The following is a 25130-nucleotide window of genomic DNA, read 5'->3' as shown; positions in this document are numbered from 1 at the left end:
CGCGCCTTCTCCTCGTCCCGCCGCGCCCCACCGAACAACGCGTCGAACCGGTGCTTCTCCACCGCGTCCAACAACACCGGCGTCTGGATCCGGTTGCGCATCCCGTCACCCGACTCACGGACCGTCCCGGCGGCCAGGGCGTCGGGCACGCTCGCCACCACCAGGTGCAGCCCCAGTTCGGCGACCCGCTGGTCGCGGTAGTCGAGCACCTCGGGGAAGTTGTGCCCGGTGTCCACGTGCATCACCGGGAACGGGATGTTGGCCGGGGCGAACGCCTTCTGCGCCAGCCGCAACATCACGATCGAGTCCTTGCCACCGGAGAAGAGCAGCACCGGCCGCTCCATCTCGGCGACCACCTCACGCATCACGAAGATGCTCTCCGCCTCCAACTCGTCGAGGTGGGAGACCTGGTAGAAGCGGCCGGGGGCGGTCATGCCACGGGCTCGATCGGCGCGGATCCGTACATGGATTCCAGACCTTTCCGGTCGGACAAATCAAAAACAGCGCTCAGGCTACCCGGAATGCCTCTGCAGCGCTGCAAGCAACCGGCTGGCGAGATCCTTGCGGCAGACCAGCAGGTCCGGCAGGCGCGGATCCGCCTCGTTGTATCTCAGCGCAGAACCGTCGATTCGGGAAGCGTGCAGCCCGGTGGCCGTCGCCACAGCGATCGGGGCCGCCGAGTCCCACTCGTACTGGCCGCCCGCGTGGATGTAGGCGTCCACGTCACCGGTCACCACCGCCGCGATCTTCGCCCCCGCCGAACCCATCGGCACCAACTGCGCGCCCACGTCCTCGGCCAGGGCGGTCAGGAACGCCGGCGGCCGGCTCCGGCTCGCCGCCAACCGCAGCGTACGGTCGCCCGAGGTCGCCGCCTCCACCGTCATCGGCGGGTACGCCGGCGGATAGTCGGTACCCAGCACCCGGTGCTGGGCCGGCAACCCCACCGCCCCCGCCACCAGCCCGTGCGGCGTCGGCGCGTTGCGCGCCCAGAGCGCCACGTGCACCGCCCAGTCGGCGCGGCCCTCCTCGGAGAACTCCCGGGTGCCGTCCAACGGGTCGATGATCCACACCCGCTCGGCGGTCAACCGGGACACCCCGCCCGCGGTGCCCACCAGCCGCGACCCCTCGTCCTCCTCGGAGAGGACGGCGTCACCGGGTCGCCACTTCGCCAGCTCGCTGCGGATCAGGTCGTGCGAGACCTTGTCCCCGGCCGACTTCAACGCCGCCGCGTCCGCGAACCCCATCTCGGCCCGCAGCTCCAGCAGGGCCTGCCCGGCCCGGTCCGCCAACCAGCGGGCGAACGCGCCGTCGATCATCGGAGGACTGCCCACGAACTCGCTCCCGTCGCCTACCACGGCCCGCGCGGGGTCGCGCCACGCCAGAACGCGCAGACTACCGCCCACCCGGGCAGGCCACGAGTACGCCCCCGCGACTCAGACCCCGTGGTAAGCGTTCTGGGTCGGCTCGACCCCCTTGGTGACCACCGACTCCACCACGTCAGCGGCCCGGTCGACCAGGAACTCCAGCTCCTTGCGCTCCGCGGCACCGAAATCCGACAGCACGAAATCCGCCGGGTCCTGCCGCCCCGGCGGCCTGCCGATGCCGAACCGCACCCGCACGTAGTCCTTCGTCCCCAGCGACTTCGACATCGACCGCAGGCCGTTGTGCCCGCCCTCACCGCCGCCCAGCTTGACCCGCAGCTGCCCGTAGGGGATGTCCAGTTCGTCGTGCACCGCGATCACCCGGTCGGCCGGGATCTTGTGGAACTGGGCCAGCGCGGCCACCGGCCCACCCGACAGGTTCATGTACGTCTGCGGCTTGAGCAGCACCAGCTTCGGCCCACCGAAACCGATCCGCCCCTCGGCGACGTCCGCCACCACCCGCTTGTACCGCCCGAACCGCCCACCCAGCCGTACGGCGAGCAACTCGGCGACCATGAAACCGACGTTGTGCCGGTTCCCGGCGTACTCCCGACCTGGATTGCCCAGGCCGACCACCAGCCACGGCCCCGTCTCGTCCGTCACGTCACGTCCCTCCCGCTCGCCGTCTGCGCGCCGACCGTGCCCCGATACGCCGGCAGGCGCCCCCGCGACGGGAGCGCCTGCCGTGAACGATGCGACCGGTCAGGCCTCGGTCTTCGCCTCGGTGCTCTGCTCGCCCTCGGCGGCCGGAGCCTCGGCGCCCTCGGCGGTCTCCGCACCCTCGGCGGCCTCGGCGGCTTCCTCGGCCTCCGTCGCCGGGGTCTCGACCTCAGGCAGGGTGGCCTCCAGCTGCTCGGCGGTCGGGGCGGCGGTCACCGAGGCGACCGTCTGCTCCGCGTCGGCGACAAGCTCCACACCCGCAGGCAGCTCGACGTCGGCGGCGGTGACCTGACTGCCGGCCTCCAGACCCTCGATCGACGCCTCCAGGTGGTCCGGCACCTTGGTGGCGTCGGCGGTCACCGAGAGGGTGTCGTGGTCGTGCACGATCAGGGTGTCCCGCGCGGCCTCACCGGTCAGCTGCACCGGAACCTCGACGGTGACCTTCTCGCCCCGACGGACCAGCAGCAGGTCCACGTGCTCGAAGCTGTCCCGGATCGGGTCACGCTGGATCGCCTTCGGCAGCGCCAGCACCTGGGTGCCGTCGCTGACCTCGATCGCGAAGAGCTGGTTGGCGCCGCCCTTACGGATCGCGGCGGCGAACTCCCGCGCCGGGAGCGCGATGTGCTTGGGCTTCTCGCCGTGACCGTACAGCACGGCGGGCACCTTGCCGGCCCGACGGGTACGACGGGCACCACCCTTGCCGAACTCCGTACGGGGCTCGGCGCTGATCTTTACCTCGGACACGGGGAAACTCCTGATGCTAACGCTACGGCGGCTTGTCGTCTGGCGGTGCTGGGGCGAGGGGCTCGCTTGGGGCTCATGCGTCATGAACGACTGCCCGGAGCACCGCGTCGATGACGGTGCCTCCGTGCGGCGCTCGATCAGCGGCCCGCCGGGCACCCTCGCCGTGGCAACCGCACCAGTCTACCCGAGGTCTTTCCGCGCCTTCCGGCAGTCCCCCGGGTCCGCGCGTCAGCTCAGGCCACCGAAGAGGGTGGTCACCGACCCGTCGTCGAAGACCTCCCGGATCGCCCGCGCCAGCAACGGCGCGATCGACAGCACGGTGAGCTTGTCCAACTGCTTGTCCGGCGGCAGCGGCAGCGTGTTCGTCACCACCACCTCGGTGATCGGGCTGTTCTTCAGCCGCTCGGTCGCCGGGTCGGACAGCAGGGCGTGGGTGGAGGCCACCACGATCTCCGCCGCACCTGACTCCTTGAGGATGTCCGCCGCCTTGGTGATCGTCCCACCGGTGTCGATCATGTCGTCGACGATCAGGCACACCCGGCCCTCGACCTCACCGACCACCCGGTTCGCCACCACCTGGTTCGGCTTCAACGGGTCCCGGGTCTTGTGGATGAACGCCAGCGGGCAGCCACCCAGGCGGTCGGTCCACCGCTCCGCCACCCGTACCCGGCCCGAGTCCGGCGCCACCACCGTCATCGGCCGGCCGGCGAACTTGTGCTCCACGTACTCGGCGAGGATGTCCATCGCGAACAGGTGGTCCACCGGGCCGTCGAAGAAACCCTGGATCTGCGCGGTGTGCAGGTCGACGGTGAGGATCCGGTTCGCCCCGGCCGTCTTGAGCAGATCGGCCACCAGCCGCGCCGAGATCGGCTCCCGACCGCGGTGCTTCTTGTCCTGCCGGGAGTACGGGTAGAACGGCAGGACCACGGTGATCCGCTTCGCCGAACCCCGCTTCAACGCGTCGATCATGATCAGGGTCTCCATGACCCAGGTGTTGACCCCGTGCGTGACGGACTGCACCACGAAGGCGTCCGAACCACGCACCGAGTCCCGGAACCGTACGAAGATCTCACCGTTGGCGAACTCGTACGCGTCGGAAGGGGTCGGCGCCACGCCGAGCACCTCACCGATCTCCTTGGCCAACTCCGGAAAGCCACGTCCGGAAAAGAGCATCAGGCTCTTGCGGTTTTCGGCGACGATGCTGCCCATGGGCCCGTCTGCTCCCGTTGGTCGGTGGTGCCCGGCTGCGGTGGGCCGGGGCTACTCGGTTGCAGTATGCCCCGACCTCGGCGACCCTCACACCGTCTCGGCACCCCCGTGGATTGCCTCACCTTCACTTGCCGACACCGGCCCACCCGACGCATCCTCACCGGCCGTCCGGGCCTGCTCGGCGGCCCGCGCGGAGACCGTGCCCGGCCGGTTACGCAACACCCACCCCTCGATGTTGCGCTGTGGCGCCCGGGTCACCCCCAACGCCCCCGGCGGCACGTCCTGACTCAACGCGCTGCCCGCCGCCACGTACGCCCCCGCGCCCACCTCGACCGGCGCGATCAGGTTCGTGTCACAGCCGACGAACGCACCGTCACCCACCACCGTGCGGTGCTTGTTCACCCCGTCGTAGTTCACGAAGATCGTCGCCGCGCCGATGTTCGCCTTCGCCCCGATCGTCGCGTCCCCCACGTACGACAGGTGCGGCACCTTCGCGCCCGGCCCGACCTCGGAGTTCTTGACCTCGACGAACGTGCCCACCTTCGCCTTCTCGGCCAGCCGCGCCGCCGGCCGCAGGTAGGCGTACGGGCCGACGCTCGCCCCCGCGCCCACCTCGGCACCGGTGGCGTGGCTGCGCAGCACGGTCGCCGCCGGCCCCACCACCGTGTCGATCAGCGTGACGTCCGGCCCGACCACCGCCTCGGCCCCCACCACCGTCGTGCCGCGCAGCTGGGTGTTCTGGTCGAGCACCGCGTCCCGCTCGACGGTGACGGTCACGTCGATCCAGGTGGTCGCCGGGTCGAGGATCGTCACCCCGGTCCGCATCCACGCCTCGTTGACCCGGTCGCGCAACAGCCGACGCAGCCCGGCCAGCTCCACCCGGTCGTTGCAGCCCAACGTCTCGACATGGTCGGCGGCCACGTGCACACCCACCGGCTCGCCGGCCGAGACGAGCAGCCCGAAGACGTCGGTGAGGTACTCCTCGCCCTGGTCGTTGTCGGTGGAGAGCTTGCCCAGCGCGGCCCGCAGCCGGGCCACGTCGAAGGCGTAGATGCCGGCGTTGATCTCCCGCAGCGCCCGCTGGGCGGGGGTCGCGTCACGCTCCTCGACGATCTGCTCCAGCCGGCCGGCAGCGTCCCTGACGATCCGGCCCAGCCCGGTCGGGTCGGGCACCTCGGCGGCGAGCACCGTGGCCGCCGCGCCCTCACCCTCGTGCGCCGCGACCAGCGCATCCACCGTCCCGGTACGCAGCAGCGGCACGTCCCCGTTGATCACCACGACGGTGCCGGCGGCCTCCGGCACCGCGTCCAACGCGATCCGTACGGCGTGCCCGGTGCCGAGCTGCTCGGCCTGGAGCACGGCGGTGGCCTCCGGGGCGACCTCGGCCAGGTGGGCGCGGACCTGCTCGGCCCCGTGCCCGACCACCACGACGGTCCGGTCCGCGCGCAGCGGCCCGGCCGCGGCCAGCACGTGACCGAGCAGCGTCCGGCCGAGCAGTGGGTGCAGCACCTTGGGCAGCGCCGACTTCATCCGCTTGCCCTCCCCGGCGGCGAGCACGACGACGGTACGGCGGTGGGGCTGGGACACGGGTGGGCTCCCGTCGGGGAAGGCGAACAGTCTCGCCGCCATGCTAACCAGACTGTGGGGACACTTCGCCCCTTACCCCGATCAGGGAGGATGTGACGGACGGCTCGGCCGCCAGGGTTCGAACCTGAAACACGGGTACCAAAGACCCGGGTGTTGCCAATTACACCACGGCCGAATGTGACGCAAGACAGCTTAGCGCCTCCCCCGGGCGACCCCCACCCCTATGTGATCTCTCCGGTGAGTGCCGCGACGACACCCTCGATCTTCCAGTACAACTCCCGGCTTCTCGGCACGTCCACTACCAGGCAGCCGTGGTAGCTCTCGCCGGTGTTGTGCCGCGTCGTCGGCTGGTGGCGCTTGATGCTGGGCCGCCGGAACCGGTCCGGTGGCAGATCCAGGGTTTCGGCCCACCAGCGCTGCGCCGCCGCCGCATCGGCCGACTCGTGAATGCTCACCCGGTAGGTGGGCACGTCCCGTTCGACCCCGCAGGCGGCGAGGAAGCGCAGGAACAGCCGGAGCAGCCCGGCATCGGTGTTGACGAACTGCACATGATCGTGACGTCGCCAGGGCTTGGACTTGGTGCCCTCGCACCAGTAGAGGGCCGCGCCGAGCAGCAGCACCTCGCGGTCGGCGAGTCGCCCCACCATCTCCCGCATCCGGCTGTGCACCTCGGCCTGCGCGGCGTCACGTGTCGCGCGGTGCGTCGCCCACCGGTCGTCGTTCATCGCCCTGGCCCGCGCCCGTCGTCGCGCCGCGACCTCCTCGTCCGGGTCGAGGGGGAGGTGGCGTACCCAGAGATAGGCGGTGGACTTCGCGACGCCCAACCGGGCCGCGATGTCGCCGACCGAGCAGCCCTCGCCGCGCAGTGCCACCGCCGCCGCGCGCAGCTCGTCGCGGGCGGCGGGTCGTCGGGTGCGGGCCGGGGGCACACCGGTACGCAGCCGGCGCACCTCGGCACCCGTCGGATCGGTCATGACCGGCAGGTTAAGACAAACGTATGACACTGAACTCATTCATGTACGCCACTGTTCACTCCACTGTGGCCGGCCCGTAAGTTACGGTGACGTAGGCGTATCCGATCGCTGCGAGGTGCCATGTCGACCACCCTGCGGGACGCCGGTGCCGCCGGCCCGAAGCCGCTCACCCAGGGTCCCCAGTCGCGGGGCATCCTGATCGCCCTCTGGATCTTCGTGGTGGTGCCGTTCCTGGCGCTGCTGGCCGCCGTGCCGGTGGCCTGGGGCGGCTGGCTGCACGCGACCGACGTGTTCGTCGCGGCCCTCTGGTACGTGGTGTCGGGGCTGGGCATCACCGTCGGCTACCACAGGTACTTCACCCACGGCGCGTTCAGGGCCCGCCGCCCGGTCCGGGTGGCCCTGGCGGTCGCCGGGTCGTTCGCGGTGCAGGGCGAGATCATCCAGTGGGTGGCCGACCACCGGCGGCACCACGCCTTCGCCGACCTCGACGGCGACCCGCACTCCCCCTGGCGGTACGGCGAGAGCGTGCGGGGCCTGGCCAGGGGGCTGTTCCACGCGCACCTGGGGTGGTTGCTCGGCCGGGAACTGTCCAACCGGGAGCGGTTCGCACCGGATCTGCTCGCCGACCCGGACACCCGCCGGGTGGACCGGCTCTCGCCGCTGCTGGTGGCCGGCTCGCTGCTCGGCCCGGCGCTGATGGGCGGTCTGCTGACCTGGTCGTGGGCCGGCGCGCTGAGCGCGTTCTTCTGGGGCGGGCTGGTCCGGATCGCCCTGTTGCACCACGTGACCTGGGCGATCAACTCGGTCTGCCACGTCTACGGTGAGCGTCCGTTCGCGATGCGGCCGGGCGACCGGGCGGCCAACTTCTGGCCGCTGGCCCTGCTGTCGTTCGGGGAGAGCTGGCACAACCTGCACCACGCCGAGCCGACCAGCGCCCGGCACGGGGTGCTGCGCGGGCAGTGGGACCCGTCGGCCCGGGTGATCTGGTTGCTGGAGCGGGCCGGCGCGGTGCACGACGTGCGGTGGCCGAAGCCGGAACGGGTGGCGGCCAAGCGGGTGCGGGAGACGCTGCCGCGCTGAACCCGGCGGTGCCCCGGGGCGTCACCTGGCAGGATGGCCGGGTGACCGAGACAGACGGGCACGACCGGAGCATTCCACGACAGGGCGTCACCGAGCGCCGGCGAGGTGACGAGATGGCGCAGCCCCCGGCTGGGGAGAACACCGGCACCCGACGGCCGGCGGCGGGCGCGAAGCCGGCGGCGCGGGTACGGATGTCGGCCGCGCAGCGGCGCGAGCAGTTGATCGCGATCGGCCGGCAGGTGTTCGCCGAGAAGGGCTTCGACGCGACCTCGATCGAGGAGGTGGCGGCGCGGGCCCGGGTCTCCAAGCCGGTGGTCTACGAGCACTTCGGCGGCAAGGAGGGCCTGTACGCGGTGGTCGTCGACCGGGAGGTGCGGGCCCTGCTGGACCGGATCGCCGCGGCGCTGACCGCCGGGCACCCGCGGGAGTTGCTGGAGCAGGCGGCGTTGGCGTTGCTGGGCTACATCGAGGAGGAGACCAGCGGGTTCCGGGTGCTGGTGCGGGAGTCTCCGTTGATGTCGGCGGCCGGCAACTTCAGCAGCGTGATGAACGACGTGGCGCACCAGGTGGAGCACATCCTGGGGGCCGAGTTCTCCAGCCGGGGTTACGACCCGAAGCTGGCCGAGCTGTACTCGCAGGCGCTGGTGGGGATGGTGGCGTTGACCGGGCGTTGGTGGTTGGAGGTCCGCCAGCCGGGCAAGGAGACGGTGGCGGCGCACCTGGTGAACCTGGCCTGGAACGGGTTGTCGCATCTGGAGGCGGGGCCGGGCCTGATCACCGAACGGCCGGGTGGCTGAGCGTCGGGTCAGCGGGCCGGATGGAGCCGGTCGGCGCGTTCCCGGGCGGCGTGCTCGTCGGTGCCGATCTTGTCGTACAGGCCGGTGGCGAGGAGCAGCAGGCCGAACAGCAGCGAGACGATCACCGTCGACATCGAGAAGTTGAGGATGTTGGCGCGGGTCTGGAGCACGCTCATCATCGCGATGCCGGTGACCATGAAGACCACCCCGGCGGTGAGGTTCATGACGTGCCCGAGGTTGCCGCGCCGGGACGCCCCGATGATCAGGACGACCCCGAAGACGACCGAGACCAGCGAGAACGCCAGGTTGGTACGCAGCCCCAGGGCCCAGTGGCTGCCCCTGGCGAACAGCGGCTCACCCCAGGTCTGCACGATGCCGAACACGCCGAAGACCAGGATGTAGAGGCCGACGAGGCCGGCGAAGACCCGGTACAGCGGGCGGGCCGGGTGGTTGACCGGAAAGTGCGCCATGGCCCCTCCTGCGCGGACGACGTGTCGGGACGATTGTCTCCCGTCGCGCCGTCCGGCGTCGGAGAAACGCCAGGTCACGCCGCCTCCCGGCCCGCGAGCGGGAGCGGTCAGAGCACCAGGCGGGCCTTCTGCCAGGCTTCCTTCTCGTCCTCGGTGCCGACCTTGCCGTACATGCCGACCATCAGCAGGACGAGGCTGAGGGTCATCAGCACGATCACCGTCAGGATGCTGAAGTTGACCACGTTGGCGTCGGTCTGGAGGAAGGCCAGGCCGGCGAGGCTGATCACCATCAGGGTGTAGGCCAGCCACTGGTTGATCGCCACGTCGAGGTTGCGGCCGATCACCGTGCCGACCAGGATGACCACCCCGAACAGCACGGACAGCAGCGAGAACCCGAGGTTGGTGCCCTGGCCGAGGACCTTGGTGTCGTCCTGGGCGAAGATGTCGTTGCCGGCGCTGGCGATGACGCCGAGCGCGCCGAAGACCACGAGGTAGAGACCGATGAGCCCGCCGATCGCCCGGTAGACCGGCCGCGCGGGGTGGTTGACGGGGGTGTGGGCCATGACTGTGTCTCCAACGCCGTTCGGGTGAGGGTCGCCGACGATTGTCCCGTACGGCGGGGTGTGACGCCGCACACGGGGTCGTCCCTGCTCTACAGGGGCGGGATCTCCTCGGCCAGGGTCAGCCAGGTCTCCTCGGTCCGTTCCCGTTCGGCGCGTACCTCCTTGAGCTGAGCGTCGAGGTCGGCGACCCGGGCGTAGTCGGTGGCGTGCGTGGCGAGCTGGTCGAGGAGGGTGGCCTCCTTCTGGTCGAGCTTGCCGATCTGCCGTTCCAACCGGGTCAGTTCCTTGCGGGCCTGCCGGGCGTCGGCGGCGGACATGCCGCCCGGGGCCGGGGCCTCGGGACTTTCGGCGGGGCCGGGCGTGGTGCGGGCCGGACCCGGGCCGGCGGCGCGGGCCAGGTACTCGTCGACACCGCCGGGTAGGTGCACCAGCCGGCCGTCGCCGAACATCCCGTACGCGGCGTCGGTGACCCGTTCGATCAGGTACCGGTCGTGGCTGGCCACGATGATCGTGCCGGGCCAGGAGTCGAGCAGGTCCTCCAGGGCGGCGAGGGTGTCGGTGTCCAGGTCGTTGGTGGGCTCGTCGAAGAGCAGCACGTTGGGTTCCCCGGCGAGCAGCCGGAGCATCTGCAGGCGACGGCGTTCCCCACCGGAGAGGTCACCGACCGGGGTCCAGAGCCGCCGGTCGTCGAAGCCGAACACCTCGGCGAGCTGGGCGGCGGAGATCTCCCGGTCGCCGAGCTGCACCCGGCGGGCGACCTCCTCGACGGCCTCCAGGACGCGCAGGTGGCCGGGGAGTTCGGCGAGTTCCTGGGAGAGGAACGCCGGCTTGACGGTGGACCCGGTGTGGAACCGGCCGCCGTCGGCGCGGGTGATGCCGGCGAGCAGCCGCAGCAGGGTGGTCTTGCCGGCCCCGTTGCGCCCGAGGATCGCGATCCGGTCGCCGGGGCCGACCTGCCAGGTGGTGTCGTGCAGGATCTCCTTGGGGCCGGCGTGCAACCGGACGTGCTCCAGGTCGTACACCTGCTTGCCGAGCCGGGCGGTCGCCATCCGCTGCAGCGACATGGTGTCGCGCGGCGGCGGCACGTCGTCGATCAGCGCGTTGGCCGCGTCGATGCGGAACTTCGGCTTGGAGGTGCGGGCGGGCGGGCCACGCCGCAGCCAGGCGATCTCCTTGCGGAGCAGGTTCTGCCGGCGGGCCTCGGTGGCGGCGGCGACCCGTTCCCGTTCGGCGCGGGCCAGCGTCCAGGCGGCGAAGCCGCCCTCGTAGGCCCGGACGGTCTGGTCGGCGACCTCCCAGGTGGTGGTGCAGACCGCGTCGAGGAACCACCTGTCGTGGGTGACCACGACGAGTGCGCCCCGGCGGCCGACGAGGTGCCGGGCGAGCCAGTCGACGCCGCCGACGTCGAGGTGGTTGGTGGGCTCGTCGAGGATGAGCAGGTCGGATTCGCGGACCAGCAGGGCGGCCAGGGCCACCCGGCGGCGCTCGCCCCCGGACATCGGGCCGACCGGCTGGTCGAGGCCGAGGTGGGGCATGCCGAGGCCGTCGAGGATGGCCCGGACCCCGGCGTCGCCGGCCCACTCGTGTTCGGCGCCCATCCCCTCGGCGAGCCAGGCGGTGCCGAGCACCACGTCCCGGACGGTGGCCTCGGGGGTCAGGGTGAGGGCCTGCGGCAGCCAGAGCACCCGCAGGTCGCGGCGGTGGGTGACCCGGCCGTCGTCGGGGTCCTCCTGCTTGGTGAGCATCCGCAGCAGGGTGGACTTGCCGGCGCCGTTGAGGCCGACCACGCCGATCCGGTCGGCGTCGTCGAGGCCGAGCGAGACGTCGGTGAGCAGCGGCCCGGCGGCGCCGTACCCCTTGGACACCCGGTCCAGGTTGACGATGTTGGCCACGGTCCCACCTTTCATGATCAAGGCGTCCCGGTGCCGGCGGGCACCTCGGGACGCCTGGGGCAAGGGTACGCGGACACCCGCGCCGCCCCACCCGCCCGTGCCGGAGCCGGGGCCGGGCCGCCTCGAACAGCAGGTCGGGGCAGGTTGATCACCTCATCGGGGCTGACGGTGCGGGTTCCCGGTCGCCGGACACCGCAACACCGGCCCACGGGAGTCGATCTCGACCCCCGGGGAAGGCTCAGCCGACGCGGGCGCCGGGCACCGGGCCGTGGGCGACCCGGGTCTCCCGGCACACCTCGGCGGCCTGCACCTCGGTGGCGATCCGCTGCGCGTCGGCGGCGTCACGGGCGAGGAAGACACAGGTCGGGCCGGAGCCGGAGACGATGCCGGCGAGCGCCCCGGCCGCCTCCCCCGCCTTCAACGTGTCGGCCAGGGCCGGACGCATCGACAGGGCGGCGTCCTGCAGGTCGTTGCCGAGGCAGCCGGCGAGCACCCGGGGGTCGCGTTGGCGCAGCGCGCCGAGCAGGCCGTCGGTGCTGCCCAGCGGGGTGCCGGCGGTGCCGGCGGCACGCAGCCGGTCGAGTTCCCGGTAGGCGGCGGGGGTGGACAGGCCGCCGTCGGCGACGGCCACCACCCAGTGCCAGGAGGTGGGGCGGGCCAGCACCGGGCTGACCGCCTCGCCCCGGCCGGTGCCCAGCGCGGTGCCACCGTGGATCAGGAACGGCACGTCGGAGCCGAGGTCGGCGGCGATCCCGGCCAGTTCGTCGCGGGACAGCCCGGTGCCCCACAGGGCGTCGCAGGCGACCAGCGCGGCGGCGGCGTCGGCGCTGCCCCCGGCCAACCCGCCGGCGAGCGGGATCTGCTTGCGCAGGTGCAGCCGGGCGTGCGGCGGCACCCCGGCGTAGCCGGCGAGCGCGTGGGCGGCGCGGATGGCCAGGTTGGAGTCGTCCAGGGCCAGCTCGCCGGCACCCTCGCCCTCCATGGTGAGGGTGAGGGTGTCGCCCCGGCGGGCGGTCAACTCGTCGTAGATCGAGATCGCGTGGTAGACGGTGTTCAGCTCGTGGTAGCCGTCCCGGCGCAACGGGCCCACCCCGAGGTGCAGGTTGACCTTCGCGGGGACCCGGACCCGCACCGGGCCGCTGCTGCCCCGACGCTGGTCGTCATCGTCGTCCGGTCGCCAGGCCTCGGTCACCGGGGGACGTCCCACCGGCACGGGCGGATGTCGAACGGCATCTCCACGATCAGCTCCTCGGCGGCGTCGGCGGCCGGCGGCGTACCGGCCGGCAACCAGGTCGTACGCGCAGGTGCGGCGTGTCCCTCGGCGGGCACGCCGTCAGCCTACTGCGCGGTGGTGGCGACGGTCGGAGCCGACGCGGCGATCGCGGCGAACTGCTCCACGGTGAGTGACTCCCCGCGTGCGCCCGGGTCGACCCCGGCGGCGGTGAGCGCCGCGGCGGCCCGGTCGGGGCCACCCGCCCAGCCGGCCAGGGCGGCCCGCAGGGTCTTGCGGCGCTGGGCGAACGCGGCGTCGACGACGGCGAAGACCGCCTGCCGGGGCACGTCGTCGCGGGGCGGTTCGCGGCGGGTGAAGGCGACCAGTCCGGAGTCGACGTTCGGCACCGGCCAGAACACGTTCGGTGGCACCCGGCCGGCGGAGCGGGAACGGGCGTACCAGGCGAGCTTGACCGACGGGATGCCGTACACCTTGGAACCGGGACCGGCGACCAGCCGGTCGGCGACCTCCTTCTGCACCATCACCAGGCCGTGCCGCAGGGTGGGCAGCTCGGCGAGCAGGTGCAGCACCACCGGCACGGCCACGTTGTAGGGCAGGTTCGCCACCAGCGCGGTGGGCGGCGGGTCGGCCAGGTCGGCGGCGGTGATCCGCAGCGCGTCGGCCCGGTGCACGGTGAGCCGGGCGGCGTTCTGGCCGGCGTGGGCGGCGGCGGTCTGCGGCAGCGCGCCGGCCAGCACCGGGTCGATCTCCACCGCGTGCAGGTGCGCGGCGGCCGGCAGCAGGGCCAGGGTGAGCGAGCCGAGCCCGGGGCCGACCTCCAGCGCCACGTCGTCTCCGGTGAGCCCGGCGGCGGTGACGATCCGGCGGACGGTGTTCGGGTCGTGCACGAAGTTCTGGCCGAGCTTCTTGGTCGGGTTGACGCCGAGACGCGCGGCGAGTTCCCGGATCTCCGCCGGGCCGAGCAGGCCGGTCACGCCCCGCAGCGTAGCTGCGGGGTCCGGGCCGGTCACCACGGCCCGAAGGCCCGGTCGCCGGTGGCGGAGATGGCGGCGCACAGCTCGTCGAGGTCGAACCCGGTGGTCTCGGCCAGCGACCGGACCGTCAGCGGGATCAGGTACGACGCGTTGGGCCGTCCCCGGTGCGGCATCGGGGTCAGGTAGGGCGCGTCGGTCTCGACGAGGAGCTGGTCGATCGGGGTGAGCGCGGCGGCCTCGCGCAGCGCGGCGGCGCTGCCGAAGGTGACCGTGCCGGCGAAGCTGAGCAGGTGGCCCCGGCGCACGCACTCGCGGGCGAAGTCGGCGTCGCCGGAGAAGCAGTGCAGCACCACCGTGTCCGGGGCGCCCTCGTCGTCGAGGATGCGCAGCACGTCGGCGTGGGCGTCCCGGTCGTGGATGACCAGGGCCTTGCCGTACCGCTTGGCGATGGCGATGTGGGCGCGGAAGCTCTCCTCCTGGGCGGCCCGGCCGTCGTCGCCGGTGCGGAAGAAGTCCATCCCGGTCTCGCCGACGCCCCGGACCCGGTCCCGGGCGGCCAGCGTCTCGATCTCGCGCAGCGCGGCGTCCAGGTCGGCCAGCCGGGGGGCCTCGTTGGGGTGCAGCGCCACGGTGGCGAGCACCGCCGGGTACCGGTCGGCGACGTCGGCACCCCAACGGGACGAGTCGACGTCCACGCCGACCTGCACCAGTCGGTCCACGCCGACGGTGGCGGCCAGCTCGACCACGGCGGCCACCGGGTCGGCGGCGTCGCCCCCGCCGGGCACGCCGGCCTCGCTGACGGTGATGTCGAGGTGGGTGTGGCTGTCCAGCACGGGACGGGGCAGCGGCGGCGGGGCGGGCGGGAACTCGCCGGCCCGGCGGGCGGCACGCTGCTTGCGGGATTCGGTCCGTTCGGTCATCGCGGCCAGCATCACACACCGGGGGTCACCGACGGCACCGACCCGTGCGGGTGTGGGCTGTTCCCGGGCGGCCACCGGACGTTCACCGGGGCGGAATCTGGCCGGCCTAGTCTCGCCGGGATGAGCGTCACCGACCGGGCCGACGGCGCGGCCTTCGAGCGGACCGGGTTGCGCGTGACGTACGGCGGGGTGGTCCACCCGGCCGAGGAACTGGCCCGGGGCGCGGCCTACGAGCTGTTCAGCGCCGAGGAGGCACCCGGCTTCGAGTGGGCGCCCCGGCCGGGCGTCAGTTGGCCGTGGCGGCGGTTCGTGCACGTGACCGAGGTCACCGAGGTGCGTGGGGGCACCCCGCCGGTCGAGAAGCCGGAGGCGGCGCTGCTGATGCCGGTGCACCGCGACCGGGGCTGGTCGTACGTGCACCAGCTCAGCCAGCAGCCGACGGCGGCCGGCGATCCGACGCTGGCCGCGGTGCGCGCCTCGGCGGTGCTGCGGCGGGGCACCCGGATGGTCAAGGTGCTCTCCGCCCGGCAGCTCGCCGGGTACGTGCGGGGGTGGCTGCCGCACGGGTTCTGCTACCGCGAGTACGACGTGGCGCACCTGCGTACGCCGGCCGCGCTGGCGGTGCTGCGCGGTGACGGCACCAGCGGCGACGGCACCGACGTCGGGTACGCGTTGCGCTGGCGGGCCGCCGACCCGGGTGACTACGGCGTGCCGGTCGGCGAAGCGCACCGGGGCCTGCTGGAGTTGCCGCCCCGGGACCGGCTCGGCCCGCCGGTGCTGGGCACGGGGTTCGTGCCGAGTTCGGCGCAGTTGATCCCGGAGTTCGTCACCCGGGACTTCGCCGACCTGCCGATGCCCGCCAACGCCAGCCTGCTGGCGTACCCCGCCGAGGGGGTCGAGGTGGTGCTCTACAGCTACCAGGCGGAGCAGCGGGGCTGGTTGCGGATGGTGGGGCCGCAGTGGCGGCACCTGCTGGCGGCGGTGCCGGGGCTCTCCCCCGACCAGGAGTACGTGCCGACCGGCGAGGTGCCGCGGTCGACGCAGCTGGTCGGCGGGTTGGCCGGCGGCGAGTACGAGGCGGTGGCGGACCTGCCGGGCGGGTTCCGGGTGCTGGCGATGACCCGGGCGGCCCGCTATCCGGTGGAGTCGGTCAGCCGGCGGCTGCGGCACGCCCGGTGGCGGGGCGTGGCGTGCCTGGTGCTCCGGGAGGAGGCGGGCTGGCTGCGGTTGCGCCTGCGGCAGCCCGATCCGGACGCGGTGGTCGCCACCGGGGCACAGTGCCACGAACGGGGCGTGTACGAGACGTGGGCACCGGCCGCCGAGGTGACCGACGACCGGGTGGTGGATCTGCCGTACGTGCTGTGAAGGCATGACGGCGGCGGGCCGGGGAAAGCGCGGGTCGTCCGACACCGACGGATCAGGAGAAGAGCATGCCCTTCATCACCGTGGGTACGGAGAACTCCGCCCCCATCGACCTGTACTACGAGGATCACGGGCAGGGTCAGCCAATCGTGCTGATCCACGGCTTCCCGTTCAACGGGGCGACCTGGGAGAAGATGTCGGGTCCGCTGCTCGCGGCCGGGTACCGGGTGATCACCTACGACCGGCGGGGCTTCGGCAGTTCGGCCCAGCCGGCCATGGGTTACGACTACGACACCTTCGCCGCCGACCTCGACGTGCTGATGACCGAGTTGGACCTGCGCAACACGATCCTGGTGGGCCATTCGATGGGTACCGGTGAGGTGACCCGCTACCTCGGCACGTACGGGTCGAGCCGGGTGGACCGGGCGGTGCTGATGGCCCCGCTGGCGCCGTACCTGTTGCAGACGCAGGACAACCCGGAGGGCGTCGAGAAGAGCCTCTTCGAGGGGTTCCAGCAGGCGATCCTGGCGGACCGGTTCGCCTACCTGACCCAGTTCTGCGACGCGTTCTTCAACTACAGCGAGAACAAGGGCAAGTGGGTCAGCGAGGAGGCGTACCGGGCGCACTGGCAGATCGGCGCGCAGGCGTCGGCGAAGGGCACCCACGACTCGGTGGACGCCTGGCAGACCGACTTCCGGGGCGACGTGCCGAACATGGACGTCCCGGTGCTGATCATCCAGGGCGACAAGGACAACGTGCTGCCGTTCCCGAAGACGGGTCAGCGGTTGGCGTCGATGCTGCCCAACGGGACGCTGGTCACCCTGAAGGGGGCGCCGCACGGTATCCCGTGGACGCACCCGACCGAGGTGAACCGGGCGCTGATGGAGTTCATCGGCGCACCGGCGATGGCCCGCGCCTGACGTCGTGCCGCGCCGGCCCCGGGGGTTGCCCCGGGGCCGGCGCCCGGCCGGTCAGCTCTCCAGCCGGGCGAGTTCCTCGTCGACGATCGACGGGTCGAGCTTGCGGAAGACCGGTTTCGGCGCGGCGAGCGGCCGGCCGGCCGGCAGCGGTACGGACTCCCAGCGCGCGCCGACGGTGTAGTCACCGGTCAGCACCGGGTAGCCCGGCCCGCCGTCGAGGTCGTCGACCTCTTCGAGGACCGGCATCGGGGCGTGTACGCCGGTGCCGCCGAGCAGTTCGTGGATCTGCTGCGCGGAGTGCGGCAGGAACGGGGTGAGCAGGGTGTTGGCGTCGCTGACCACCTGGAGGGCGACGTGCAGGATGGTGCCCATCCGGGGCTTGTCGGCCTCGGCCTTGAGCTTCCACGGGGCCTGCTCGGACAGGTATTTGTTGGCCTCGGCGACGACCTTCATCGCCTCGCCGATGGCCTGCTTCTGCCGGTGCCTGGCGATCAGGTCGCCGACCGTGGCGAAGCCGGCGCGGGCCACCGCGAGCAGCGCCTCGTCGGCCTCGGTGAGCCCGGCCGGGTCGACCGGGGGGATCGCGCCGAAGTTCTTCGCCGCCATGGAGACCGACCGGTTGACCAGGTTGCCCCAGCCGGCGACGAGTTCGTCGTTGTTGCGGCGGAGGAACTCGGCCCAGGTGAAGTCGGTGTCGTTGCTCTCCGGGCCGGCGACGGCGATGAAGTAGCGCAGCGCGTCGGCGTCGTAGCGCTCCAGGAAGTCCCGGACGTAGATGACCACCTTGCGGGAGGAGGAGAACTTGCGTCCCTCCATGGTCAGGTACTCGCTGGAGACGACCTCGGTGGGCAGGTTGAGCCGGCCGAGGTCGCCGGGCTGGCCGTCGCGGCTGCCCGCCCCGGAGTAGCCGCCGAGCAGGGCCGGCCAGATCACCGAGTGGAAGACGATGTTGTCCTTGCCCATGAAGTAGTAGCCCGGGGAGTCCTTGCCCTGCCCGTCGGCCGACCACCACCTGCGCCAGGCGTCCGGGTCGCCGGTGCGCCGGGCCCACTCGATGGACGCGGAGAGGTAGCCGATCACCGCGTCGAACCAGACGTAGATCCGCTTGTCGCCGCGGTCCTGCCAGCCCTCCAACGGGATCGGCACGCCCCATTCGAGGTCCCGGGTGATGGCCCGGGGCTGGAGGTCGTCGAGCAGGTTGCGGGAGAAGCGCAGCACGTTGGGCCGCCAGCCCTCGCGGGTGTCGAGCCACTGGCGCAGCGCGTCGGCGAGGGCGGGCAGGTCGAGGAAGAAGTGCTCGGTCTCCACGAACTCCGGCGTCTCGCCGTTGATCTTGGACTTGGGGTTGATCAGGTCGATCGGGTCGAGCTGGTTGCCGCAGTTGTCGCACTGGTCGCCGCGGGCGCTGTCGTAGCCGCAGATCGGGCAGGTGCCCTCGATGTAGCGGTCGGGCAGGGTCCGCCCGGTGGACGGGGAGATCGCCCCGGTGGTGACCCTGGGGACGATGTAGCCGTTGCGGTGCAGCCCGGTGAACAGCTCCTGCACCACCGCGTAGTGGTTGCGGGTGGTGGTGCGGGTGAACAGGTCGTACGACAGGCCCAGCGCCAGCAGGTCCTCGGCGATCACCCGGTTGTACCGGTCGGCCAGCTCGCGGGGGGTGACCCCCTCGGCGTCGGCCTGCACCTGGATCGGGGTGCCGTGCTCGTCGGTGCCGGAGACCATGAGCACGTCGTGACCGGCCATCCGCATGTACCGGGCGAAGACGTCGGAGGGTACGCCGAAGCCGGACACGTGGCCGATGTGGCGCGGACCGTTGGCGTAGGGCCAGGCGACCGCGGCGAGAACGTGACTCATGACCAGCAAGCCTAGTGACCCGGGTCGGCGGCCGGCGAACCAATAGGGGCACCGCGCCACGCTGGCGTCGAATCGCCGTCCGCGGGAATTGCCCAACGACACGCGGAGTCAGCTGACGGACACCGACCGCAACCCGGTGTCCAATGGCTGACGTGACGGGTAGACGATCGGGGCACGACGAGTCGACGGCGGGCACCCGGCGGCCACCGCGTCCCGGTCCCGGGGACGGCCCGGTGGCGCGCGGTTCGGCCGTCGCGCCGCAGCCCCGACCCGGCCCCGGCCCCGGCCCGGACGACACGACCGTGGAGGTCGAGCCGACCACCGGCGCGCCGGTCGACGCGCTGCCCCGGCGGGTGCCGGTCCGCCAGCCGCGGGCCCACCGGCGGGATGGGGAGAAACCGGACGACGACGGGTTCTTCTGGGCGCCCATCGAACAGGTGCACTGGGACGGCACCCCGCTGCGCAAGGAGCCGAAGCAGCGGCTGCGGACCCCCCGCCGACGTCGCCCGACCCGTGCCCCGGCCGCGCCGGACCCGATCCGGGGACTCGCCGTGCTGCTGGCGTTGAGCCTGGTCGCGGCGTTCTTCGCCTGGGTGAGCGCGGGGCCGCTCTGGTTGGCCGTCGGGCACTCCACGGCGGGCACGGTGGTGGTCACCGACTGCTCGGGCGGCGGGTTGACCCAGCGCTGCCGGGGCATCTTCACCGCCGCCGACGAGCGGTTCCGCACCCACGGGGTACGGGTCAGCGGGGTCCCGGCCGAGCGCACCGCCGCCGGCTCGACCCTGCCGGCGCGGGTGACCGGGCCGGACGCGGATACCGCGTACGCCGACAGCGGGGTGGGCCGACACCTGCGCTGGCTGCTCGGCCTGCTGGCGGTGGCCGGCTGCACGGCCGGGATCGTCAGGTGGACCGGGGCGACCCGGCTGGCCGACCCCCGGCAGCGCCGCTGGGCCACCGGCGGCGGCTACGCCGGGCCGGTGCTGATCACCCTGGGCTTCCTGGTCGCCGCCTGGTGAGCGCCGACGCCGCTCAGCGGTGCACGACGGCGTAGACGTCCCGGCGGCGCAGCCCGTACCCGGTGGCGACGTCGCTGATCGCGTCCCGGCGGGACATGCCCGCGGCCTCCCGGTCGGCCACCTGGGCCCGCAGGGTGTCGTCGTCGGGGCGTTCGGCGGGGGTCTGCGGCGCTCCCGCGACGACGAGGGTGATCTCGCCGCGCGGTTCCTCCCGGGCGGCCCACTCGGCCAGTTCGCCGAGCGGCCGGCGGACGACCTCCTCGTAGGTCTTGGTCAGCTCCCGGCACAGCGCGGCCGGCCGGTCGGCGTCGAACGCGGCGGCCAGGTCGGCCAACGCGGCGGCGATCCGGTGCGGGGCCTCGAAGAAGACGAGGGTGCGGGGTTCGGTGGCCAGGGCCCGCAGCCGGGCCCGCCGGCCGCCGGGTGAGCGGGGCAGGAAGCCCTCGAAGCAGAACCGGTCGCAGGGCAGCCCGGACAGGGCCAGGGCGGTGGTGACGGCGCTCGGGCCGGGCGCGGCGGTGACCGGCACCCCGGCGTCGAGAGCGGCGGTGACCAGCCGGTACCCGGGGTCGGAGACGCTGGGCATGCCCCCGTCGGTGACCAGCGCGACCAGGTGTCCCTCCCGGAGCACGTCGACCAGTTCGGGGGTGCGCCGTTCCTCGTTGCCCTCGAAGTAGGAGACGATCCGCCCCGCCACGGTGACGTCGAGGTCGCGGGCGAGCCGGGCGAGCCGGCGGGTGTCCTCGGCGGCGACCACGTCGGCGGTGGTGAGGACGTCGCGCAGCCGGGGGGACGCGTCGGCGGGGTTGCCCAGCGGCGCGCCGAGCAGAATCAGGCGCCCGATCTCGGACATTTCACCCACGTGACGCGCTCCTTCATCGATACTCGTACCAATCTCGGGGACGACGGGCGCCACCGGGCACCTTCGCAGCCTACGATCGCCGGGTGACGAGTGCGTCGACAGCACAGAGTGCGAGCGCGGACCGGACCGACCCGGAGGCACCCCCTCCCGAGGCCGGAGGGGGCGGCGTGCCGGCGATCGTCAGGCGACGACTCGCCACCGTCGAGTCCCGGCTCGACGTGAACTCGTGGATCGCCACCGCCGTCGTGGTGACGATCGCCGCCGTCCTGCGGCTGCTCGGGCTGAGCAGCCCCAAGGGCAAGATCTTCGACGAGATCTACTACGCCCGCGACGGCTACGGCCTGATCGACAAGGGCGTCGAGTGGAACTACAAGGACAACGGCCCGTCGTACGTGGTCCACCCGCCGCTGGGCAAGTGGCTGATCGGGCTCGGCGAGTGGGCCTTCGGCTACCAGGACGCGGAGACCAACATCTCCGTGCCGGGCCACCTGATGACCACCGCCCCGGAGTTCGGCTGGCGGATCGCCTCGGCGGTCGCCGGCATCCTCACGGTGCTGATGATCACCCGCATCGCCCGCCGGCTGTTCCGCTCCACCACGCTCGGCTGCGCCGCCGGCCTGCTGCTCGCCCTGGACGGCTTCCACCTGGTGCTCTCCCGCACCGCGCTGCTCGACATCTTCCTGCCGCTGTTCATCCTGGCCGCCTTCGGCGCACTGGTGCTCGACCGGGACGCCCGCCGACGGCGTTGGGCCCGCGCGTTGGACGCCGGCCTCGACCCGACCGCACCCGGCCGGGCCGGTCGCCCCGCCGGTGGCTGGCGGAACTGGCCCTGGTGGCGGTTGCTCGCCGGGGTGCTGCTCGGCTGCGCGTGCGCGGTGAAGTGGAGCGCGATCTGGTTCGTACCGGCCTTCGGGCTGCTGGTCCTGCTCTGGGAGGTCGGTCTGCGCCGGTCGGTCGGGGTCCGCCGGCCGTGGCGCGACGCGCTCCTGGACGAGCTGCCCTGGCTGGTGCTCGCCGGGCTGCTGGTGGTCGGCACCTACCTGGCCACCTGGTCGGGGTGGCTGCTCTCCGACCAGGGCTACTACCGGCTCGCGTCCAGGTACCCGAACGTGCCGGGGCTCAGCGACACCCCGGTCATCGGCGCGCTGACCAACCTGTTCCAGTACCACAAGGCGGCGTTCGAGTTCCATACCGGCCTGGAGACCGCGCACAAGTACCAGTCCTGGCCGTGGCAGTGGTTGCTGCTCGGCCGGCCGGTGGCGTTCCACTGGTCCGGCGACGGCGCGTGCGGCGCACCCACCTGCGCGTCGGAGATCCTGCTGCTGGGCACGCCGCTGCTCTGGTGGTCGTTCCTGCCGGCCCTGGCCGCCACACTCTGGCTCGGCATCGCGCGCCGCGACTGGCGGGCCGGGGCGTTCCTGGTGGCCGTGGCCGCCGGCCTGCTGCCCTGGTTCTGGTACGCCCTCGACGGCCGGACGATGTTCTCCTTCTACGCCGCCCCGGCGCTGCCGTTCCTGGTGCTGTGCGTGGTGTACGTGCTCGGCGCGATCGCCACCCCCACCGTGCCGGAGCGTGCCGCCCCGGCCGGTCGGACCGGCACCGCACCGGACGGCACGGCGCGCGACGGCACCACACCCGACACCGGCGAGCCGGCCGAGCCGAAGGCCGTCGTGGTCGTCGCGGAGGCTGACGCGGCGGCGGCGGAGCAGCTGGCCGACCGGCGACTGGTCGGCGGGGTCATCGTCGGCGCGTACGTGCTGCTGGTGGCGCTCTGTTTCGCCTACTTCTACCCGATCTTCGTGGGCAACATCCTGCCGTATGACGACTGGTCCGCCCGGATGTGGCTGGACGGCCGCTGGATCTGACCGGCCCGCATCCGCTTCCCGCCCCACCGTCCCTGCCGCCCGGGTCCCGAGCCCGGCCGGCAGGAGCCGGTGGGGCGGATTTCTTGTGGGGCACCCGCCCGCACCCACCTCCACCGCCCGTCGCGGCTCCCCAGTGGACGTGACGCGGGTTGCGGGCACGACACGGCGCGGGGCGCGGGAGCGACGCCGGCGGGGATTCACCCGTGCCGCGCCGCCGGGGCACAGGCCCGACCGGGGGCGGTGGGGACCGACGACGCCGGGAGGTGTCCCATGAGTGTGCCGGAACAAAAGGACGCGCCCCGATCGCCTGCCACGGGGGAAGCGGGCGATTGGGGCGCGCAAGGAGAGCTTAACCACGTTGTGCCACCGGCACAACGGGTCGACTTGGGTCAGATTTCCGACCGATGCGTCGCGTGGCAAATGGTTTACATCTAGCATCTAACGGACGGTCATCGAGCCGGGCCCAAGCGACCACCCGCGCTCCCGCCGCCCCACCGGCCCCATCTGTCGTGGAATCCCGTCGTCGAGACTCGCGCCGTGCCGCGCACCCCGATGAATCTCCACTGTGGATCTCACTACACTTCGCCCGGTGATCAACACGAGACGACGATCAACGGCCGTCCTGATCGGAGTGTTGGCGGCGACCACGCTGACCGGCCCCGCACCCGCCCGCGCCGAAGGCGAGGAGCCCACCGAGCCGCCCAAGGTCGAGCTGGTGCTCGACGTGAGCGGTTCGATGCGGGCCAACGACATCGACGGACGCAGCCGGATCTCGGTCGCCCAGCAGGCGTTCAACGAGGTGGTCGACGCGCTGCCCGAGGAGACCCAGCTCGGCATCCGGGTGCTCGGCGCGACCTACCGGGGCGAGGACAAGAAACAGGGCTGCCTGGACACCCAGCAGATCGTGCCGGTCGGGCCGGTGGACCGCACGGCGGCCAAGGCGGCCGTGGCCACGCTGCGCCCGACCGGCTTCACCCCGGTCGGGCTGGCCCTGCGGTCCGCCGCCCGGGACCTCGGCACCGGCACGACCGCCCGCCGGATCGTGCTGATCACCGACGGCGAGGACACCTGTGCCCCACCCGACCCGTGCGAGGTGGCCCGGGAACTGGCCGCGCAGGGCACCAAACTGGTGGTCGACACGCTCGGCCTGGCCCCGGACGCCAAGGTCCGCAAGCAACTGCTCTGCATCGCCACCGCCACCGGCGGCACCTACACGGCGGCACAGAGCGCCGACGAGCTGACCGGCCGGATCAAGCAGCTCGTCGAACGGGCGAAGGACACCTACACCGCCGCCCCCACCGTCGTCACCGGCCGGGGCGCGTGCGCGGACGCGCCGCTGCTCGCCCCCGGCGTCTACGCCGACCGGGAGGCGTTCTCCGAGCACCGGTGGTACCGGGTGCCGGTCCGGCCGGGCCAGGAGTTGCGGGCCTCGGTCAGCGTGGCGCTGGACCGCCCGGTGAACCCCGACCACGCGGTGCTGCTGCGGGCCACCGCCACCGACGGGCGGGAACTGGTCCGGGGCGTCGACGCCGGCAGCGGCCGTACCGACGTGGTGTCGGCGGGGCTGCGCTGGTCGCCGACGGAGGACGACGGGGCCTCGCCGAGCCCGTCGGCCACCGACGCGCCGGTGCCGGCCACCACGGTCTGCCTGGTGGTCAGCAACGCCTTCGCGCCGCGTCCGGGAACCCGGGCCGAACCCGGCATGCCGGTCGAGCTGACCATCGACGTGGTCGCCTCGTCACCGGCACCGGCCGCGCCGGACCTGGGGCGCGGCTGGGTGCTGCTGCTCCTGCTCACCCTGGCCGGCCTGGTCACCGGCCTGGTCGTCGGACTGCTCACCCGCTGGTGGGTGGCGACGTGGAGGACGAACTGATGCGTACCCCGATCATCCGGGGCGGTGCGGCGCTGGCCGCCGCCGGCCTGACCCTGCTCGCCGCCCCGGCCCCGGCCACGGCCGCGCCCACCCCCTCCCCCGGGGCCACCCCGGTCACCCGGGCCGGGACGTCGTTCCTGACCGCCACCGGCATCACCGCCGGCCAACCGGTCCGGGTCGACGCCTCCACAGGTGACTTCCTGTACTGGTCGTTCCCCGCCTCGGCCGGGCAACGGCACGAGATCACCGCGACGGTGTCGCTGCCCAGGGCCCGCACCGGCGCGTCCACCTGGACGGTCGAGGTGTTCGACGGGCTGCGCCGCCGGCAGGCGTGCACGGCCGGGGCGCAGACCCCGACGGTGGCGGCCTCGGCGGGCAGCGTGGCGCTGGGCTGCACGCTGCGGCAGGTGCGCTCCTGGGCGGAGCCCTGGTCGGCCGACCCGCTGCCCGGCACCTACTACGTCCGGCTGTCGGTGACCGACCTGCCCGAACCCGACCTGGGCCAGCCGGTCGACGTGGAACTGCTGCTCTCGGCAGCGGGCGAGGGCTCCCGCGACGACGGTGAGCTGAAGGCGCCGCTGGTGCCGAACACCAGGGCCGGCACGGTGCTGACCGGCGACCCGGCGGCGGCCCCCGCCGAGGCCGACGACGACTGGTTCGACGGCGACTGGCTGCCCGCGCTCGGCTCACGCTGGGCGTGGAGCACCGTCGGTGGCGCACTCGCCGCCGTCGCCGGGGTGGTCGGTTTCGCGCTGACCCGCCGGCCCCGCCGCCCCTGACCCACCCGGTGCCCGGTCCCCTCGGCGTGGCCACCGCCGCGCCGGACGGGACCGGGCCGCCGGGGGGCCCTGCG

24 protein-coding genes and 1 tRNA gene are annotated in these 25130 nt (G+C 72.9%); 8 read left to right on the top strand and 17 right to left on the bottom strand.

The window, feature by feature from the left end:
* The 8 genes from JQN84_RS30025 to JQN84_RS29990 form a co-directional block, all read right to left on the bottom strand.
* Positions 1-434, bottom strand: a 434-nt coding sequence (locus tag JQN84_RS30025) for a phosphoadenosine phosphosulfate reductase domain-containing protein (RefSeq protein WP_204961950.1), incomplete at its 3' end; no start/stop codon positions are given.
* Between the two features lie 78 nt (positions 435-512).
* Complete coding sequence (locus JQN84_RS30020) at positions 513-1316, bottom strand: 3'(2'),5'-bisphosphate nucleotidase CysQ (RefSeq protein ID WP_204961963.1); 804 nt, start codon at positions 1314-1316, stop codon at positions 513-515.
* 117 nt (positions 1317-1433) lie between these two features.
* Positions 1434-2024 (bottom strand): aminoacyl-tRNA hydrolase, encoded by a 591-nt coding sequence (gene pth / locus JQN84_RS30015; protein WP_204961949.1) that lies wholly within the window; start codon positions 2022-2024, stop codon positions 1434-1436.
* A 99-nt stretch (positions 2025-2123) separates the two neighbouring features.
* The gene (locus JQN84_RS30010; protein ID WP_204961948.1) at positions 2124-2825 is read right to left on the bottom strand and encodes a 50S ribosomal protein L25/general stress protein Ctc; all 702 of its coding nucleotides are present in this window, start codon (positions 2823-2825) and stop codon (positions 2124-2126) included.
* Positions 2826-3053: 228 nt separating this feature from the next.
* Positions 3054-4034, bottom strand: a complete 981-nt coding sequence (locus JQN84_RS30005; RefSeq protein ID WP_088647399.1) for a ribose-phosphate diphosphokinase — start codon at positions 4032-4034, stop codon at positions 3054-3056.
* An 87-nt stretch (positions 4035-4121) separates the two neighbouring features.
* Positions 4122-5663: a bifunctional UDP-N-acetylglucosamine diphosphorylase/glucosamine-1-phosphate N-acetyltransferase GlmU gene (gene glmU, locus JQN84_RS30000; protein ID WP_204961947.1), complete on the bottom strand. Its 1542-nt coding sequence runs from the start codon at positions 5661-5663 to the stop codon at positions 4122-4124.
* A 61-nt stretch (positions 5664-5724) separates the two neighbouring features.
* Positions 5725-5796 (bottom strand) — tRNA-Gln (locus JQN84_RS29995).
* Positions 5797-5842: 46 nt separating this feature from the next.
* A complete protein-coding gene (locus tag JQN84_RS29990) occupies positions 5843-6595 on the bottom strand; it encodes a resolvase (RefSeq protein ID WP_204961946.1) in 753 nt (250 codons plus the stop codon).
* 120 nt (positions 6596-6715) lie between these two features.
* Here JQN84_RS29990 and JQN84_RS29985 point away from each other — a divergent pair, with 120 nt between their 5' ends.
* The gene (locus JQN84_RS29985; RefSeq protein ID WP_204961945.1) at positions 6716-7675 is read left to right on the top strand and encodes an acyl-CoA desaturase; all 960 of its coding nucleotides are present in this window, start codon (positions 6716-6718) and stop codon (positions 7673-7675) included.
* A gap of 113 nt (positions 7676-7788) precedes the next feature.
* Positions 7789-8472, top strand: a complete 684-nt coding sequence (locus JQN84_RS29980; RefSeq protein ID WP_204961962.1) for a TetR/AcrR family transcriptional regulator — start codon at positions 7789-7791, stop codon at positions 8470-8472.
* Positions 8473-8480: 8 nt separating this feature from the next.
* On the opposite strand, the gene JQN84_RS29975 is transcribed toward JQN84_RS29980, so the two are convergent.
* From JQN84_RS29975 to JQN84_RS29945, 7 genes are all read right to left on the bottom strand, one after another.
* A complete protein-coding gene (locus JQN84_RS29975) occupies positions 8481-8942 on the bottom strand; it encodes a DUF4383 domain-containing protein (protein WP_204961944.1) in 462 nt (153 codons plus the stop codon).
* Positions 8943-9049: 107 nt separating this feature from the next.
* Positions 9050-9505, bottom strand: a complete 456-nt coding sequence (locus tag JQN84_RS29970) for a DUF4383 domain-containing protein (RefSeq protein WP_204961943.1) — start codon at positions 9503-9505, stop codon at positions 9050-9052.
* Between the two features lie 89 nt (positions 9506-9594).
* Complete coding sequence (locus tag JQN84_RS29965; RefSeq protein ID WP_204961942.1) at positions 9595-11397, bottom strand: ABC-F family ATP-binding cassette domain-containing protein; 1803 nt, start codon at positions 11395-11397, stop codon at positions 9595-9597.
* 238 nt (positions 11398-11635) lie between these two features.
* The gene (locus JQN84_RS29960; RefSeq protein WP_204961941.1) at positions 11636-12589 is read right to left on the bottom strand and encodes a 4-(cytidine 5'-diphospho)-2-C-methyl-D-erythritol kinase; all 954 of its coding nucleotides are present in this window, start codon (positions 12587-12589) and stop codon (positions 11636-11638) included.
* The gene (locus JQN84_RS29955; protein WP_204961940.1) at positions 12586-12726 is read right to left on the bottom strand and encodes a hypothetical protein; all 141 of its coding nucleotides are present in this window, start codon (positions 12724-12726) and stop codon (positions 12586-12588) included. Before JQN84_RS29955 ends, JQN84_RS29960 begins: the two co-directional genes overlap by 4 nt.
* 9 nt (positions 12727-12735) lie before the next feature.
* Positions 12736-13605, bottom strand: a complete 870-nt coding sequence (gene rsmA, locus JQN84_RS29950) for a 16S rRNA (adenine(1518)-N(6)/adenine(1519)-N(6))-dimethyltransferase RsmA (RefSeq protein ID WP_204961939.1) — start codon at positions 13603-13605, stop codon at positions 12736-12738.
* A gap of 32 nt (positions 13606-13637) precedes the next feature.
* The gene (locus tag JQN84_RS29945) at positions 13638-14537 is read right to left on the bottom strand and encodes a TatD family hydrolase (protein WP_204961938.1); all 900 of its coding nucleotides are present in this window, start codon (positions 14535-14537) and stop codon (positions 13638-13640) included.
* 108 nt (positions 14538-14645) lie between these two features.
* Between JQN84_RS29945 and JQN84_RS29940 the strand changes: the two genes are divergently transcribed.
* A complete protein-coding gene (locus JQN84_RS29940; RefSeq protein WP_204961937.1) occupies positions 14646-15890 on the top strand; it encodes a hypothetical protein in 1245 nt (414 codons plus the stop codon).
* A gap of 65 nt (positions 15891-15955) precedes the next feature.
* Complete coding sequence (locus JQN84_RS29935; protein WP_204961936.1) at positions 15956-16807, top strand: alpha/beta fold hydrolase; 852 nt, start codon at positions 15956-15958, stop codon at positions 16805-16807.
* 51 nt (positions 16808-16858) lie between these two features.
* On the opposite strand, the gene metG is transcribed toward JQN84_RS29935, so the two are convergent.
* Positions 16859-18661, bottom strand: a complete 1803-nt coding sequence (gene metG, locus JQN84_RS29930; RefSeq protein ID WP_204961935.1) for a methionine--tRNA ligase — start codon at positions 18659-18661, stop codon at positions 16859-16861.
* 143 nt (positions 18662-18804) lie between these two features.
* Here metG and JQN84_RS29925 point away from each other — a divergent pair, with 143 nt between their 5' ends.
* A complete protein-coding gene (locus JQN84_RS29925) occupies positions 18805-19677 on the top strand; it encodes a hypothetical protein (RefSeq protein ID WP_372446026.1) in 873 nt (290 codons plus the stop codon).
* Between the two features lie 13 nt (positions 19678-19690).
* Here the strand turns inward: JQN84_RS29925 and rsmI are convergent, their stop codons facing one another.
* Positions 19691-20530, bottom strand: coding sequence for a 16S rRNA (cytidine(1402)-2'-O)-methyltransferase (gene rsmI, locus JQN84_RS29920; RefSeq protein WP_239486459.1), 840 nt, complete (start codon positions 20528-20530; stop codon positions 19691-19693).
* 92 nt (positions 20531-20622) lie between these two features.
* Here rsmI and JQN84_RS29915 point away from each other — a divergent pair, with 92 nt between their 5' ends.
* The 3 genes from JQN84_RS29915 (at position 20623) to JQN84_RS29905 (ending at position 25056) form a co-directional block, all read left to right on the top strand.
* Positions 20623-22404: a dolichyl-phosphate-mannose--protein mannosyltransferase gene (locus JQN84_RS29915; RefSeq protein ID WP_204961933.1), complete on the top strand. Its 1782-nt coding sequence runs from the start codon at positions 20623-20625 to the stop codon at positions 22402-22404.
* A 589-nt stretch (positions 22405-22993) separates the two neighbouring features.
* A complete protein-coding gene (locus tag JQN84_RS29910; RefSeq protein ID WP_204961932.1) occupies positions 22994-24277 on the top strand; it encodes a VWA domain-containing protein in 1284 nt (427 codons plus the stop codon).
* The gene (locus JQN84_RS29905; protein WP_204961960.1) at positions 24277-25056 is read left to right on the top strand and encodes a peptidase; all 780 of its coding nucleotides are present in this window, start codon (positions 24277-24279) and stop codon (positions 25054-25056) included. The genes JQN84_RS29910 and JQN84_RS29905 overlap by 1 nt, the downstream gene beginning before the upstream one ends.
* The last annotated feature ends 74 nt before the right edge of the window (positions 25057-25130 follow it).

The sequence above is a fragment of the Micromonospora humidisoli genome, from assembly GCF_016900955.1.
Lineage (GTDB): Bacteria > Actinomycetota > Actinomycetes > Mycobacteriales > Micromonosporaceae > Micromonospora > Micromonospora wenchangensis.
This window is presented reverse-complemented; position numbering and strand designations above follow the sequence as displayed.

Coding starts and splice junctions, on each gene's coding strand:
- JQN84_RS29925 (WP_372446026.1), top strand. CDS start 18,805: ATGGCTGACGTGACGGGTAGACGATCGGGGCACGACGAGTCGACGGCG.
- JQN84_RS29905 (WP_204961960.1), top strand. CDS start 24,277: ATGCGTACCCCGATCATCCGGGGCGGTGCGGCGCTGGCCGCCGCCGGC.
- glmU (WP_204961947.1), bottom strand. CDS start 5,663: ATGGCGGCGAGACTGTTCGCCTTCCCCGACGGGAGCCCACCCGTGTCC.
- JQN84_RS30020 (WP_204961963.1), bottom strand. CDS start 1,316: ATGATCGACGGCGCGTTCGCCCGCTGGTTGGCGGACCGGGCCGGGCAG.
- JQN84_RS29940 (WP_204961937.1), top strand. CDS start 14,646: ATGAGCGTCACCGACCGGGCCGACGGCGCGGCCTTCGAGCGGACCGGG.
- metG (WP_204961935.1), bottom strand. CDS start 18,661: ATGAGTCACGTTCTCGCCGCGGTCGCCTGGCCCTACGCCAACGGTCCG.
- JQN84_RS29980 (WP_204961962.1), top strand. CDS start 7,789: ATGGCGCAGCCCCCGGCTGGGGAGAACACCGGCACCCGACGGCCGGCG.
- JQN84_RS29935 (WP_204961936.1), top strand. CDS start 15,956: ATGCCCTTCATCACCGTGGGTACGGAGAACTCCGCCCCCATCGACCTG.
- JQN84_RS29945 (WP_204961938.1), bottom strand. CDS start 14,537: ATGCTGGCCGCGATGACCGAACGGACCGAATCCCGCAAGCAGCGTGCC.
- rsmI (WP_239486459.1), bottom strand. CDS start 20,530: ATGTCCGAGATCGGGCGCCTGATTCTGCTCGGCGCGCCGCTGGGCAAC.
- JQN84_RS29975 (WP_204961944.1), bottom strand. CDS start 8,942: ATGGCGCACTTTCCGGTCAACCACCCGGCCCGCCCGCTGTACCGGGTC.
- JQN84_RS30005 (WP_088647399.1), bottom strand. CDS start 4,034: ATGGGCAGCATCGTCGCCGAAAACCGCAAGAGCCTGATGCTCTTTTCC.
- JQN84_RS29985 (WP_204961945.1), top strand. CDS start 6,716: ATGTCGACCACCCTGCGGGACGCCGGTGCCGCCGGCCCGAAGCCGCTC.
- JQN84_RS29990 (WP_204961946.1), bottom strand. CDS start 6,595: ATGACCGATCCGACGGGTGCCGAGGTGCGCCGGCTGCGTACCGGTGTG.
- JQN84_RS29970 (WP_204961943.1), bottom strand. CDS start 9,505: ATGGCCCACACCCCCGTCAACCACCCCGCGCGGCCGGTCTACCGGGCG.